This window comes from Sphingomonas sp. R1, assembly GCF_025960285.1.
Taxonomy (GTDB): domain Bacteria; phylum Pseudomonadota; class Alphaproteobacteria; order Sphingomonadales; family Sphingomonadaceae; genus Sphingomonas.
Window position 1 is genome coordinate 2,299,948 of sequence record NZ_CP110111.1, and the last position, 14,697, is coordinate 2,314,644.

General features: G+C 66.2%; 11 protein-coding genes. 6 read left to right on the forward strand and 5 right to left on the reverse strand.

Features of this window, described 5'->3' with window-relative positions:
• Nucleotides 1-21 precede the first annotated feature (21 nt).
• Nucleotides 22-825 carry a ChbG/HpnK family deacetylase gene (locus OIM94_RS11060; RefSeq protein WP_264606784.1) on the reverse strand — a complete coding sequence of 268 codons (804 nt, stop codon included), beginning with the start codon at nt 823-825 and terminating at the stop codon, nt 22-24.
• Complete coding sequence (locus OIM94_RS11065; protein WP_264606785.1) at nt 800-1,675, reverse strand: glycosyltransferase family 2 protein; 876 nt, start codon at nt 1,673-1,675, stop codon at nt 800-802. The genes OIM94_RS11060 and OIM94_RS11065 overlap by 26 nt, the downstream gene beginning before the upstream one ends.
• 283 nt (nt 1,676-1,958) lie before the next feature.
• Between OIM94_RS11065 and OIM94_RS11070 the strand changes: the two genes are divergently transcribed.
• The 6 genes from OIM94_RS11070 (at nt 1,959) to OIM94_RS11095 (ending at nt 9,338) form a co-directional block, all read left to right on the forward strand.
• Nucleotides 1,959-3,431, forward strand: coding sequence for a hypothetical protein (locus OIM94_RS11070; protein WP_264606786.1), 1,473 nt, complete (start codon nt 1,959-1,961; stop codon nt 3,429-3,431).
• A gap of 66 nt (nt 3,432-3,497) precedes the next feature.
• Nucleotides 3,498-4,325 carry a glutaminyl-peptide cyclotransferase gene (locus OIM94_RS11075; RefSeq protein WP_264606787.1) on the forward strand — a complete coding sequence of 276 codons (828 nt, stop codon included), beginning with the start codon at nt 3,498-3,500 and terminating at the stop codon, nt 4,323-4,325.
• A 102-nt stretch (nt 4,326-4,427) separates the two neighbouring features.
• Entirely contained in the window at nt 4,428-6,458 is a 2,031-nt protein-coding gene (locus tag OIM94_RS11080; RefSeq protein ID WP_264606788.1) for a glycoside hydrolase family 97 protein, read from the forward strand.
• A gap of 122 nt (nt 6,459-6,580) precedes the next feature.
• Nucleotides 6,581-7,999, forward strand: coding sequence for an amino acid permease (locus OIM94_RS11085; RefSeq protein WP_264606789.1), 1,419 nt, complete (start codon nt 6,581-6,583; stop codon nt 7,997-7,999).
• Nucleotides 7,996-8,862 carry an S-methyl-5'-thioadenosine phosphorylase gene (locus OIM94_RS11090; RefSeq protein WP_264606790.1) on the forward strand — a complete coding sequence of 289 codons (867 nt, stop codon included), beginning with the start codon at nt 7,996-7,998 and terminating at the stop codon, nt 8,860-8,862. Before OIM94_RS11085 ends, OIM94_RS11090 begins: the two co-directional genes overlap by 4 nt.
• A complete protein-coding gene (locus tag OIM94_RS11095) occupies nt 8,862-9,338 on the forward strand; it encodes an FKBP-type peptidyl-prolyl cis-trans isomerase (RefSeq protein WP_264606791.1) in 477 nt (158 codons plus the stop codon). Before OIM94_RS11090 ends, OIM94_RS11095 begins: the two co-directional genes overlap by 1 nt.
• A 55-nt stretch (nt 9,339-9,393) precedes the next feature.
• Here OIM94_RS11095 and OIM94_RS11100 read toward each other — a convergent pair whose 3' ends face one another.
• The 3 genes from OIM94_RS11100 to OIM94_RS11110 form a co-directional block, all read right to left on the reverse strand.
• A complete protein-coding gene (locus tag OIM94_RS11100) occupies nt 9,394-10,563 on the reverse strand; it encodes an NF038122 family metalloprotease (RefSeq protein ID WP_264606792.1) in 1,170 nt (389 codons plus the stop codon).
• Nucleotides 10,564-10,791: 228 nt separating this feature from the next.
• Complete coding sequence (acnA, locus tag OIM94_RS11105; RefSeq protein WP_264606793.1) at nt 10,792-13,467, reverse strand: aconitate hydratase AcnA; 2,676 nt, start codon at nt 13,465-13,467, stop codon at nt 10,792-10,794.
• Between the two features lie 297 nt (nt 13,468-13,764).
• Nucleotides 13,765-14,685 carry a hypothetical protein gene (locus OIM94_RS11110; protein WP_264606794.1) on the reverse strand — a complete coding sequence of 307 codons (921 nt, stop codon included), beginning with the start codon at nt 14,683-14,685 and terminating at the stop codon, nt 13,765-13,767.
• Nucleotides 14,686-14,697: the final 12 nt, after the last annotated feature.

The following is a 14,697-nucleotide window of genomic DNA, read 5'->3' on the forward strand; positions in this document are numbered from 1 at the left end:
CATTCCGATTCCCAGCGGAAGTCAGGCAGGAAATGCCAGCCCCTCGGCAGCAGCCATGTCGGCGATCGGCAGGCGGTGCAAGGCCTTAGCTTCAAGAATTCGTGCATCCGCAATACTGTCGCCGGCTCGCTCGCCGGCACCGGGATGGCACATCACCAGGTGAAACTGCCCGGGCTGCCGCAGAAAGCGCGGAAACAGCGACTCGTAATCGCGACGGAAATCGTAATGGCCGGCAAAGCTGTTATTGGTGCGCAGCCCCAGCGCCATCGCCGCGCCGCGCATGCCGCGGCAATGCCAGGCGCTGCCGACCGCCTTGCCGGCGAACGGCCGACGCAGCAATGCGCCCGGCGCATCGGTGCAGTCGCGCACCCAGGCGCGCGGCGCACGCCCGGCGGTTTCGGCGAGCACCAGGTCGCGAATGCCGGGCAGTGCATGCGCGTGCTGGTGGCCGTCGACAAAGTCGGGAGGGCGACGCAACGCCGCGAAGAAGGCGTCGAACTGGGCGGAGATCTCCAGCGCGATCTCGTCCAGCGGCACGCGCCACTTGCCCGCGGCGCGCGACAGCGGATCGATGCGGGGCATGCGACCCTCCGGCGCATAGCGCGCCATCGCCGTGCGCGGCGCCTCCTCGGTCAGCGTCAGGTGGAGGCCCAGCTCGACATGCGCGGGCAGGTCCGCCAGCAGGCGTGAATCCTGGACCCAGCCCGGCATCACGGTCATACAGCTGATCGCGTTGATCTTGCCCGCATGCGCCAGCGCCACGATGGCGGCGCTGATCGCCGGCGAATAGGCGAAGTCGTCAGCGCAGAGAATGAGACGGGACAAGAACCGGTCCTTCGAGATGCTGATACTGGCGCTCGCGGATGCGGCTGCTGAGCAACCGGCGGCGCTGCAGTCGCCCGGCCAGAAAGCGATAGAAGAACCAGTCGCCTGCGATCGGCGCGGCGGCCGAGTAAAGCAGCCGCTCCACAAGCGTCCAGCGGATCGAATCCCGGTCGCGCTCGCGCGGACTGGGCATGCACCACATCGCGCTCGAATAGCCCATCCGCCCCTTGCGCATCACGCGATGAATCACTTCGTGATCCTCCAGCACGAAGTTCCAGCGAACCGCGTCGAAGCCGCCGGCGGCACGCAGCGCGCGGGTGCAGAACGCCTGGCCCGCGCCGCCGGCATGGCATTGCCGCGGCAACAGCCGGGCAGCGGCGAGGAAGCGCGCGGCCTCGGTCACCCGTGCGGGCTCGCTGATCCCGTCCGGCACGAAATAGGCACCCGCCACGACATGGCCGGGCCGCGACAGGATCGCCTGCGCGGCCGCGAGATACTGGGGCGGGTACAGCGTGTCCGCATCGCAGGTCGCCACCCAGCGTGTCCGCACCCAGGCGAGGCCGGTGCGCAGCGCCGCGACCTTGCCGGGGGTCCGCTCGGTGAGCAGCATATAGTCGAGCGCATGCGCCCGGGCCGCCGCCTCGGCAACCGCGGCGCCGCCATCGGTCGAGCCATTGTCGATCAGGATCAGGGTAAAGCGCACCGTCTGGCGCGAAAGGCTCTCGATCGTATGGGCGAGATAGTCCCGCTCGTTGAAGAAGGGGATCACCACCGTCCAGACAGGGGTATCGCCTTGCGGGCGGTGTTCGAACGGGTCCTTTGAAAGATCGAGATACATGACTGCGAACATCCCATCGGGTCGAATGGGCGCAGGAATGCGATGCCGGAACCAGCACAGCGGCGATGGTGTTGCCGCCGGCTGGTTCCTGGCCCGGCCAGTTCCTCCCCACCCGATCCAATGACGATGCGTCGCGGCGCGATCCGCACCGCTGAACCGCAAATTTTCTGAGAAATTAACGGTAGTTCCAGCGACGACGCCGAGCCACCAACCCGCACGACCGGTGCAAAAAATATCGCGCATGACTCGTGGCTTAGCCGTTCGTAGATGGTTGCCCGTGCTACAACGGATCGCCATGCTGACAGACGGATCGGGTTCGCCCTGGCGCCGTCCCCTGTTGCTTCTGCCGCTGCTGGTACTGCTGGCCGTTGCGCTGCGCGCGCATGATTTCGGCAACCCGGTCATCCATGTCGACGAGCAATACTATCTGCTGGTCGGCGACCGCATGCTCGGCGGCGCGCTGCCCTATGTCGATTTCTGGGACCGCAAGCCGCTGGGGCTGTTCCTGCTGTTCGAGGGCATGCGGCTGCTGCCCGGCGACGGCATCCTTGCCTATCAATGGATCGCCACGCTGTTCGCTGCGGCCACCGCAGGGCTGATCGCGCTGGCCGCTCGCCGACTGGGTGCACGACCGATCGGTGCCGGCGCGGCCGCCATCGCCTATCTGCTGTGGCTGGGCTTCCTCAGCGGGCGCGGCGGACAGTCGCCCGTATTCTACAATCTGTTCATGGCGGCGGCCGGCTGGGCAACGCTGCGGTTGCCGATGCTGGCCGAACGGCGGGACCGGCGCGCGATCCTGGCGCAGGGCGCGGCCGTCTGCCTGCTCGCGGGTCTCGCCATCCAGACCAAATATACGCCGGTGGTGGAAGGCGCGTTCTTCGGCCTCGCGCATTGCTGGTACCTGCACCGCGCCGGGGCCCGCCTGCCGCTGCTCGCCGGGGCCGCGCTCGCCTGGGCACTGCTCGGGCTAGCCCCGACCCTCGCCGCGATCGCCTGGTACCATGCGCTGGGGCCGGAGGTGTTCGCGCGTTTCTGGTTCTCCAACTTCGCCTCGGTGACCCTGCGGCGCGGCTATCCCGCCGCCAAGATCGTCGCCCGCCTGGCCGGCACCGGCGCGCAACTCTCGCCCTTCCTGGTCTGCGCCGTGCTGGGATGGCGCTGGCGCCCCGACGAGAGGCGCAGCGAAGCTGCCGTGGCGTTCGGGTGGCTCGCCGCAGCAATCGTCGGCTATGCGATGATCGGGGCGTTCTTCGATCACTATGCGCTGCCGCTGCTGGTGCCGCTGGCGATCGTCGCCGCACCGGCGCTGGGACGATCGCCCGCCGCGCTGCTGGGCGGGGCGCTTGCCGCGGCGGCCCTCTTCGCCTTCCACTGGAGCGGCGAACCGGACGACCGGGTATCCGCCCGCGCCGCGGCCGACGTGATGGCGGCGCACGCCCGCCAGGGTTGCCCCTATGTGTTCGCCGGCGACTCGATCCTGTATCATCTCTCGGGCACCTGCGTACCCACCGCCTATGCCTTCCCCTCGACGCTCGCCTACGAGGCCGAACAGGGCGCCACCGGCATCGATGAGGCCAAGGAGGTGCGGCGCATCATGGGAACGCGCCCGCCCGTCGTGGTGACGATGGACCAGCCGCTTGCGCCCTGGAACCGCCAGAGCCTTGCGGTGGTAGCGCCGCTGCTGGCCCGCGACTACCGCCTCGAACTCATCGAGCCGCGCGAAGAAGCCCATGAACTCGTCTATGTCCGCCGCGATCTGGCGCGCTAGGGGTTTACACGGAGCCCCGGCTTCGGCTTGGTGCCGCCCGAACATGCCGGTCTGGAAGGGTATCCGATGAAGCGCATCCTGTTGGTGGTCTTGGCGGCGGTGGTGCTGGTCGGCGGCGCCGCATTCGCCTTCACCCGCATCAAGCCGAGCGGTATCCCGGTGGTGCGCGCGGTCGCCGTCGCGACGCTGCCGCACGACACGGGCGCCTTTACCGAGGGCCTCTTCTTCGAGAAGGGCGCGATGTACGAAAGCACGGGGCAGATCGGCGAATCCGTCATCCGCAGACTCGACCCCGCCACCGGCAGGGTACAGCAGGAAACCTCGCTCCCCGCCCCCTATTTCGGCGAGGGCATCGTCGCCTGGGGCGACCGGCTGTTCCAGCTGACCTGGCAGGACAAGACGGGCTTCATCTACGGCCTCGACAAGTTCGAACCGCGCGGCACCTTCTCCTATACCGGCGAAGGCTGGAGCCTGACCCGCAACGACAAGGGGATCATCATGAGCGACGGCACCCCGGTGCTGCGCTTCCTCGACCCGAACACGATGCAGGTCACCTCGACGCTGCGGGTGACCGCCAATGGCTGCCCGCTCGCCAATCTGAACGAACTCGAATGGGTGGACGGCCAGATCTACGCCAACATCTGGCAGACCAATCTGATCGCCAAGATCGATCCCGTCAGCGGCAAGGTCGCCGGCTTTCTCGACGTGAGCGACCTGGGCCCGAAGGATCGCGGCACCGACAATGTCGCCAACGGCATCGCCTACGATGCCGGCACCAAGCGCCTGTTCGTCACCGGCAAGCGCTGGCCGCAGCTCTACCAGGTCAAGGAAGGCGATACCGTCGCCAAGTCGCCCGAGGCATCGAAGCTGACCAGCTGCAGCGCCCAGAACTAAGAATACGAATGCAATGGCGGCGGGCGGATTGCGCCCCCCGCCGCCGGCTCTACTCCCGGACGCAGGAAGCCCGATGGGCGACAACGATCCTGGGAGAGATAGATGTTGCGAACCCTGGCCGCGCTCGGCGCGCTTGCGCTTGCCGCCCCTGCACTAGCGCAGACCGCCCCCGCTACCGTCACGTCGCCCGACGGGCATCTGGCCGTCACCGTCGCCACCGACAATGACGGGCGCCCCTTCTACACCGTCGCCCGCGACGGCAAGCCGCTCGTCAATCCGTCGATGCTCGGCTTCCTGTTCACCGATGCCCCCAAACTCCAGCGCAACTTCCGCATCGAGGGCAGCAGCAGCTCTGCCAGCGACACCAGCTGGGACCAGCCCTGGGGCGAGTGGAAGACGATCCGCGACAATCACAAGGAACTGCGTGTCCGGCTGAAGGAGACGACCGCGCTCGGCCGGGTGATGGAAGTGGTGTTCCGCGTCTTCGACGACGGGGTCGGCTTCCGCTACGAGCTGCCGGGCCAGCCCAACCTGAAGACCGCGCACATCCTCGACGAGATGACCGAATTCACGATCGCGCAGGATGGCGAGGCGTGGTGGATCCCGGGCTCCGAATGGAATCGCGACGAATATCTCTACAACCGCACGCCGATCTCCAGCGTACCGCTCGCGCACACGCCGCTGACGATGAAGCTGGCCGACGGCACCCATATCGCCATCCATGAGGCGGCGCTGGTCGACTATGCGGGCACCTGGCTGCAGCGCGTCGAGGGCACCCGCTTCAAGACCGTGCTGATCCCCGGCGCGGGCGCCGCCAAGGTGACGCGCGACGCGCCGTTCGTGACGCCGTGGCGGACGATGATCATCGCCAAGGACGCCCCCGGCCTCTACATGTCGCACATCGAGCTCAACCTGAACGCGCCGAACAAGCTGGGCGATGTCAGCTATTTCAAGCCGAGCAAATATGTCGGCGTGTGGTGGGAGATGCACCTCGACAAGTCGGGCTGGGGCTCCAAGCCGGTGCACGGCGCCACCACCGCCAATGTCCAGCGTCATATCGATTTTGCGGCCAAGTACGGCTTTCCCGGCGTGCTGGTGGAAGGCTGGAATGTCGGCTGGGACACGGCCTGGTTCGGCGATGGCAAGGGCTTCGACTTCGACCGGCCAACCCCCGATTTCGACGCCAAGCTGCTCGCCGACTATGCAAAGAAGAAGGGCGTCGCGCTGATCGGGCATAACGAGACCGGCGGCTCGATGAGCCATTATGAAAGCCAGCTCGAGCGCGCCATGGAGTTCGCGCACGATCACGGCGAGCATGTCGTGAAGACGGGCTATGTCGCCGATGCCGGGCAGATCGAGCGCGTGGGGTCCAATGGCGAACCGATGCGCGAATGGCATGACGGGCAATTCTCGGCCAACCATCATCTTCGCGTGCTGGAAATGGCACATCGCTACCAGGTCGCGATCGATGCGCATGAGCCGATCAAGGATACGGGCCTGCGTCGCACCTATCCCAACTGGGTGAGCCGCGAGGGCGCGCGCGGTATGGAATACAACGCCTGGGGCGAACCGAAGAACCTGCCCAACCACGAATCCAACCTGTTCTTCACCCGCATGCTCGCCGGGCCGATGGACTTCACCCCGGGTGTGCTGAGCCTCACCGGCAAGGGCGGCACGCCGCTCCTCTCCACACAGGCCAAGCAGCTGGCGCTCTACGTCGTGCTCTATTCGCCGGTGCAGATGGCCGCCGACCTGCCCGAGAATTACGAGAAGCACCTGCCCGCCTTCCAGTTCATCCGCGATGTCGCGGTCGACTGGGACGAGACGCGGGTACTGAACGGCGCGGTCGGCGAATATGTCACCGTCGCCCGCAAGGCGCGCGGCGGCAGCGACTGGTTCCTCGGCGCGGTCGGCGATGACAAGCCGCGCACGCTGACGGTGCCACTGTCGTTTCTCGACGCGGGCAAGCGCTACGAGGCGCAGATCTACCGCGACGGCGACGATGCCGATTATCGCACCGAGAAGCGCCACTCGATCGCGATCGAAAAGCGCGCGGTGACCGCCGGCGACACGCTTACGGTGAAGCTCGCCCCCGGCGGCGGCCAGGCGATCCGGTTCCGGCTGATCAAGTAAGGGCGCCCCTCCGTCCTTCCCCCCTCCCGCTTGGCGGGAGGGGGAAGAACTTCGGGGAACACGCCTTGCCCCCTCTCCCCACCGCGCTATCACCGGCGCGCCAAGAACATAGGGGAGGATCCATGGCCAGTCTGTTCCGTCTGAAACCCATCCATGCCGCGGCGGACCAGCCGCAGGGGCACCAGCTTGCCCGCACGCTCAGCTGGTATCATCTCGTCGCACTCGGGGTCGGCGCGATCGTCGGCACGGGCATCCTCACCCTGATCGGTGTCGGCGCGGACCGTGCCGGGCCCGCCGTGATCCTCTCCTTCGTCGTGGCCGGCGCGATCTGCGCCTGCGCGGCGCTCGCCTATGCCGAGCTGGCGACGAGCATCCCCGCCTCGGGCAGCGCCTATACCTATAGCTATGTGGCGCTCGGCGAGATCGTCGCCTGGGTGGTCGGCTGGAGCCTGCTCGCCGAATACACCCTTGTCGTCGCCACCGTCGCGGTCGGCTGGTCCGGCTATGCGACACCCTTCCTGCTGGGGCTCGGCGTACCGCCCGAGCTCACCCATGGTCCGCAGATGCTTGCCGGGCAGGTCGCCGCCTGGGGCGTCAACGTGCCCGCGCTGTTCGTCGTCTGGCTGGTCGCTGGGCTGCTGATCCTCGGCACGCGTGAGAGTGCCACGCTCAACGCGATCCTCGTCGTGGTCAAACTGATCGCACTCGCCGTGTTCGTCGCGGTCGCCCTGCCCACTTTCGACGCCGCCAACTTCGATCCCTTCGCCCCCTTCGGCTTCGCCAAGCATGCGAGCGGCGGGGTGGAGCGCGGCATGATGGCGGCCGCCGCGATCATCTTCTTCGCCTTTTACGGCTTCGACGCGATCTCCACCGCCGCCGAGGAAGCCAAAAACCCCGGCCGCGACCTCGCCATCGGCATCGTCGGGTCGATGGTCGCCTGCGTCGCCATCTACATGATCGTGGCGCTGACCGCGGTCGGCGCGCTCCATTACACACGCTTCGCCGACAGCCCCGAGCCGCTGGCGCTGATCCTGCGCGAGATCGGCCAGGCAGGCGTCGCCAAGTTCCTGGCACTCAGCGCCATCGTCGCGCTGCCCACCGTGATCCTCGGCTTCCTGTTCGGCCAGAGCCGCATCTTCTTCGTGATGGCGCGCGACGGCCTCCTGCCCAAGAGCCTCGCCAAGGTCTCGCGGCGCGGCTCGCCGGTGCGCATCACGCTGTTCACCGCGGCGATCGTCAGCTTCTTTGCCGCCTTCCTCCCGATCGACGAGATCGCCGCCCTCGCCAATGCCGGCACACTCACCGCCTTCGCGGCCGTGGGTCTCTGCCTGCTGGTACTCCGCCGCCGTTCGCCCGAGCTTGCCCGTCCGTTCCGCACCCCGGCCGCCTGGGTGGTCGGCCTCGGCGCCATCTTCGGCTGCTTCTACCTGCTCCTCAGCCTGCCGACCAAGACGCAACTCTGGTTCGGCGGCTGGAACCTCTTGGGTCTGGTCGTCTATTTCGCCTATGCCCGCCGCAACGCAGCAAAGGGTGACGCATGAGCGGTTGGACGATCGGAATCATCGGCGGTTCGGGCCTCTACGATGTCGAGGGCATCGAGGGCGGCGAATGGGTGGAGGTGGCGAGCCCCTGGGGCACGCCGTCCGACGCCTGCTTCGTCGGGCATGTCGGGCATGTGAAGGTGGTGTTCCTGCCGCGCCATGGCCGCGGCCACCGCATCAGCCCCTCGGACCTCAACGTGCCGGCCAATATCGACGTGCTGAAGCGGCTGGGCGTGACGGACGTGCTGGCGGTCTCCTCGGTAGGCTCGCTCGCCGAGGAACGCGCGCCGGGCACCTTCACCATCGCCGACCAGTTCATCGATCGCACCAAGGGCCGCACGCCCAGCTTCTTCGGCACCGGCATGGTCGCGCACGTCTCGATGGCCGACCCGGTCTGCCCACGCCTCTCCGCGCTGGCCGCCGAGGCGGCGCAGGCAGCGGGCGCCACGACACATGTGGGCGGTACCTATCTGGCGATGGAAGGCCCGCAATTCTCGACCCGGGCCGAGAGCAACCTCTATCGCAGCTGGGGCTGCGACATCATCGGCATGACCGCGATGCCCGAGGCCAAGCTTGCCCGCGAGGCGGAGCTGCCCTATGCGCTGGTGGGCATGGTCACCGATTATGATTGCTGGCGCGAAGGCGAGGAGGCCGTGGATGTCGCCAAGGTCATCGCCCAGCTTTCGAACAATGCGGAGAAGGCGCGGAAGATGGTGATGCACCTGCTGCGCAGCCTTCCCGAGGAGCGCAGCCCTTCGCCGATCGATACCTGCCTCGACATGGCGCTGATCACCGCGCCGTCCGCGCGCGATCCCGAACTGCTGGCGAAGCTTGATGCCGTCGCAGGGCGGGCGCTCGGCTGATGGCGCGCGCACTGTTCGCGGCCGCCGCCCTGCTCGCCGCCGCCCCCGCCCTGGCGCAGGAAGCGCCGGTCGATCGCTCGCAGGACCTCGCTTGGCAGAGCGCCCAGTCGCTCGCGCTCGCCAGCCGCAGCTCGGCCCAGGGATGGCGCCAGCTGGAGGGCGGCCTGCGCTGGCGCCGCGTGAAGGGGGACGGCTCGGGCGCCCATCCTGCCGTCACCGACATGGTCACGCTGCATTATGCCGGCAGCTTCGTCGACGGCACCGAGTTCGACAGTTCCTATGGCGGCCCGCCCGCGCGGTTCCCGCTCGATCGGCTGATCCGCGCCTGGCAGATCGCGGTGCCGCTGATGGGGGTGGGCGACACGATCGAGATCGCGGTGCCGGCCGAGCTCGGCTATGGCTTCCGTGGCAAGGGGCCGATACCCGGCGGCGCCACGCTCCTGTTCAAGATCGAGCTGCTCGGCATCGGCGGCTGAACCGAAAACGGCCCCGCTTCGAGAAAAGCGGGGCCGTTTTCACGAAGCATGCCGATCAGGCGTAGCGAACCTGCGTCTTCCGGCTGCGGTAGCGCATCGCGCCACCAACCGCGCCGAAGCCGAGGATCAGCATCATCCAGCTCGTGGGCTCCGGCACCGCGCCGAAATAGGCCGCGTACACCTTGCTCGTGGTCGCCTTGTAGCTGCCATTTGCGAGCACATCGACATTCACGTTCCAGCCGATGGCATCCAGCAGCGCCAGATCGGCGGCGGTGATCTGGTCCACGAACCCGTCGCAGCTATAGGGGTTCATCACGCCGACATAGCCGGTGCAGCCGCCCGGTGCCTTCCAGTGCGACGCCTGCCAGCCATCGCCATAATCCTCGCCAGTCGAGAAATAGGCGTCGCCCTGAAACGCCGTGGCGCCCCCGTCGATCGAGAAATAGGCGGGCTGGTCGAACGCCCAGTTCAGTTCTTCCTTGCCGGTGTAGCGGAACAGATCGAGCGCATAGCCCCACCAGTAGGTGTCGGTCGGAAAGCCGGTGCCGACCGAATAGTTGAAGTCGTCGGCCCCGCTCAGGAAGCCCAGCGCGTGGCCCATCTCGTGGATCGCCACGCCGATGAAGTCATAGCTGTTGTTCGCGATGCCGTCGGTGGGATCGAAATCGAACGCGAAGGTGCTGGAGAAGAGGATCTGGGCGTCCACATTGGCGGTGACGAGGCCGAGCGCCTGGGCGTTCGCCGTGGAGATCGCGATGCTGCTGCTGATCTCGGTGCCATCCGGCGCGATACGCGTGCCGCTCGCGGCGACTCCGTTCTGCGAGGCGGGAATCGCATAGTCCGGCACGATGGCCGTGACACTGCCTGCCGCGGAAAGCGGCGCGAGATGCGCCACCGCCTTGCTGTCCAGCGCGCTGTTTCCGGTAGCCGCCAGCGCGTCATAATAGTCGCTGATCGGCACATAGGTGATCAGGCTGCTGTTGGTGCCGCCCAGAATGCCGGGGCCGAGCGGCGCATAGCCGACGTCGAACTTCAGCGTCACGTTGCTGGTGAGAACGCTTTCCCAATAGCTTGCGGCAATCTTGAAGCCCAGTTCCGCGGGGGTGCCGGTCACGCCGCCGATATCGTTGAGAATGATCTTGGTCTGCGCCGTGGCAGGCATGGACGCTGCCGCCGCCAATCCAAGCGCTGCTGAGGCCAGCAGCGCCTTGCCCATCTTTTTCATCGTGACTCCCCCTTGATCAATCCCCGCAGGATTCGGTTAATCCCGCTTTAACGAAACTGATCTTGGCGGCGGCGGCAGGTCAAGATGAAATTATCATGATCGCAGGGCGAGGCGAGGCATTTCCCGCTGCCGGCAGGACTATCCACGCGCGATTTACATGCACCCGGCATGAAAAAGCCGGCACCCTTTACAGGAAGGGCACCGGCCTTTTTCATGCGAACCGTCCGATCAGGCGGCGAGCTTGCGCAGCACGTAGTGGAGGATGCCGCCGTTGAGGAAATATTCCAGCTCGTTGACGGTATCGATCCGGCAACGGGTGAGGAAGGTTTCCGACGAGCCGTCCGCGCGCGTCAGCTTCACTTCCACGTCCTGGCGCGGGCGCAGGCCCGCGACGCCGGTGATGGTGAAGGTTTCCGAGCCGTCCAGCTTCAGCGTCTCGCGGGTCACGCCCTCGGCGAACTGCAGCGGCAGCACGCCCATGCCGACCAGGTTCGAGCGGTGGATGCGCTCGAAGCTCTCGGTGATCACCGCGCGGACGCCGAGCAGGTTGGTGCCCTTCGCCGCCCAGTCGCGCGACGAGCCGGTGCCATATTCCTTGCCCGCGACGATGACGAGCGCGGTGCCATCGGCCTTGTGGCGCATCGCGGCGTCGTAGATCGGCATCACTTCGCCGGCATATTTGGTCATGCCGCCTTCGACGCCCGGCACCATCTCGTTCTTGATGCGGATGTTGGCGAAGGTGCCGCGGACCATGACTTCATCGTTGCCGCGGCGCGCGCCGTAGCTGTTGAAGTCCTTCTTCGCGACCTGGTGCGACTGGAGGAAGGCGCCGGCGGGCGAATCCGCCTTGATGCTGCCGGCAGGCGAGATGTGATCGGTGGTGATCGAATCGCCCAGGATCGCCAGCGGCTTGGCGTCGACGATGTCCTGCACCGGCGCCGGGGTCATCGACATGCCCTCGAAGTAGGGCGGGTTGTGGATGTAGGTCGAGCTGGTCGGCCAGGCATAGGTGTCCGACACGGTCACCGAGATGCCCTGCCAGTGGCTGTCGCCCAGATAGACGTTGCCGTAGCGCGAACGGAACATCTCGTCGTCGATGTTCGCGTTGATCAGGCCCTGGATTTCCTCGTTCGAGGGCCAGATGTCCTTGAGGAACACCGGCGCGCCGTCCGAACCGGTGCCGATCGGCGTCTCGTACATGTCCTCGGTGACCGTGCCCTTCAGCGCATAGGCGACGACCAGCGGCGGCGAGGCGAGGAAGTTGGCGCGGACGTCCGGCGAGACGCGGCCCTCGAAGTTGCGGTTGCCCGACAGCACCGAGGCGGCGACGATGTCGTTGCCGTTGATCGCGGCCGAGATCGGCTCGGCGAGCGGACCCGAATTGCCGATGCAGGTGGTGCAGCCATAGCCGACCAGGTTGAAGCCGATCGCGTCGAGATCCTCGGTGAGGCCGGCCTTGTTGAGGTAATCGGTGACGACCTGCGAACCCGGGGCGAGCGAGGTCTTCACCCACGGCTTGCGGGTCAGGCCCTTTTCGCGCGCCTTGCGGGCGACGAGGCCGGCGGCGATCAGCACCGACGGGTTCGAGGTGTTGGTGCAGCTGGTGATCGCGGCGATCACCACGTCGCCGTCGCCGATGTCATGGTCGCGACCCTCGACGCCCACGCGCGCGGGCTGCTCCTTCTTGTACACCTTGGTCAGGTCGCCGTTGAACACTTCGTCGACGCTGTCGAGGCTGACACGGTCCTGCGGGCGCTTCGGGCCGGCGAGCGACGGACGCACCGTCGACATGTCGAGTTCGAGCGTGTCGGTGAAGATCGGCTCCACCGCATCTGCGCCGTGCCACATGCCCTGCGCCTTGGCATAGGCTTCGACCAGCGCGACATTCTCTTCGCTGCGGCCGGTGAGGCGCATGTAATCGAGCGTCTTGTCGTCGATCGGGAAGAAGCCGCAGGTCGCGCCATATTCCGGCGCCATGTTGGCGATGGTCGCACGGTCGGCGAGCGTCATCGCGTGCAGGCCGGGGCCGTAGAACTCGACGAAGCGGCCGACGACGCCCTTGGCGCGCAGCATCTGGGTGACGGTCAGCACCAGGTCGGTCGCGGTGATGCCCTCGGCCAGCTTGCCGGTGAGCTTGAAGCCGACGACTTCGGGGATCAGCATCGACACCGGCTGGCCGAGCATGGCGGCTTCCGCCTCGATGCCGCCCACGCCCCAGCCCAGCACGCCCAGGCCGTTGACCATGGTGGTGTGGCTGTCGGTGCCGACCAGCGTGTCCGGATAGGCGATCGTCGCGCCATCGGGCGCCTGCGACGACCAGATCGACTGCGAGATATATTCCAGGTTGACCTGATGGCAGATGCCGGTGCCCGGCGGGACCACCGAGAAGTTGTTGAGCGCCTTGGAGCCCCACTTCAGGAACTCGTAACGCTCGGCGTTGCGCTCGTACTCGAGCTTGACGTTGTCGTCGAACGCCTGGGGGGTGCCGAACTCGTCGACCATCACCGAGTGGTCGATCACGAGGTGCACCGGCACCAGCGGGTTGATCTTGGCTGCGTCGCCGCCGAGCTTGGTGATCGCGTCACGCATCGCGGCGAGATCGACCACGCAGGGCACGCCGGTGAAGTCCTGCATCAGCACGCGCGCGGGGCGATACTGGATTTCACGGCTGGGGGCCTTGGGGTTCTGCTGCCAGTCGACGATCGCCTGGGCATCCTCGGGCGTGACGGTCACGCCGTCGTCGAAGCGGAGCATATTCTCCAGCAGCACCTTCATCGAGAAGGGCAGGCGGCTGACGTCGCCGAGCTTCGCCGCCGCCTTGGGGAGCGAGTAGAAGCTGTAGGTCTTGCCGGCGACGGTGAGCGAGTCACGCGTGCCGAGCGTATCGTTGCCGATGGCGGTCATGAGGCGCGGGGTCCTTTCCCTAATTAGGTCCGCCGGGCGCTCGGTGGACGCAGCCCATTATAGGCCACGCGGGCGCACCGTCGGGGGTGCTGCGAATGCGAAGATTCGCGAGGGCCTTAGCGCGGTGCGGCGGGGAGGGAAAGGGGAGGTTGGTAGGGGGATGGGTGGTGGTAGCGGTAACTCTTCCCCCAATCCTCGGCGCGAAAGGTACCCGTCCGCCCACGCTTCAGCCCCAGCCGTTCGAGAGCGACTTTGAACAATCCAAAATCGGCATCGACCTATGGAGCCCATCCAAACTTACCATTCTCGCCAGTCGTCAATCTCATCAACGAGAACCTTCTGCCGCGCCACGTGAGCCATCTCTTCGAGTATGGCGCATATGTCTTCGCGTTCTTCGGTCTCGATTACGCCTCCAGCCTCCCGATCCGCTTCATTGAACCACATAACAGTCTTTCTCAGGATGGCCCGAACTTTCGCTCTAGGAGGCTTCGGGCCAAGTTCTTTCAGGGCGTCGCAGGCGTCGCGGATCATCGCGCGCGCAGCATTGGTGAACTCGACCGATGGGAAAGGGGGCGATGGGGTCCATCGCTCGAAAGGGGTCTCTGATTGAAGCTGTTCCCATGTGAGCTTGCTTAATCGTGTGCGATACCGCTTCTCCTTGGCTGCGCGCTCACCTTCCGTTTTTGCTTTTTTCTTCTCAGCTTCGATGAGGAAGGATTCCCGGTCATTCGCCCAACGCCACTCGCCTTCAGCAGCATGATTGGCCGCGGACAATGTGGAAAACCTTGACCCAGGAGCATAGCTCACAACGGCCTCTACATGCTGTTGCTCCGACCGACCTACTGGGAGCGCCCCCACGAAGCTGAACTTGTTCAGATCGGTCTCTGGCTTCCACCACTCGCGATTAACACCAAACACGGCGGGCCTGCCGGTGTGCGCAAAGCGGTGTTCATTGATTATGGAAGTCGCTCGGATCTCTTTCGCAGTCGGAGCGGCAGGCCATACACCCTCTAGCACTGCAACGACGACAAGACTTTCGCTAACGCTAAGTATCTTGATAGCAGCAAATCGATGTGTGTCGGCGGGCCCGAACTCTGAATACGCTCGAGTTTGAAACGAGTATATTTGCCCTGGAGCTATTGCGGAGGGTGGCGACACTTCACCTTCCCCAGCGTGATCCGACTGACCTGCGAACGCCCGCTTGAAGAAACCCTTCACTTGCCACCTCTC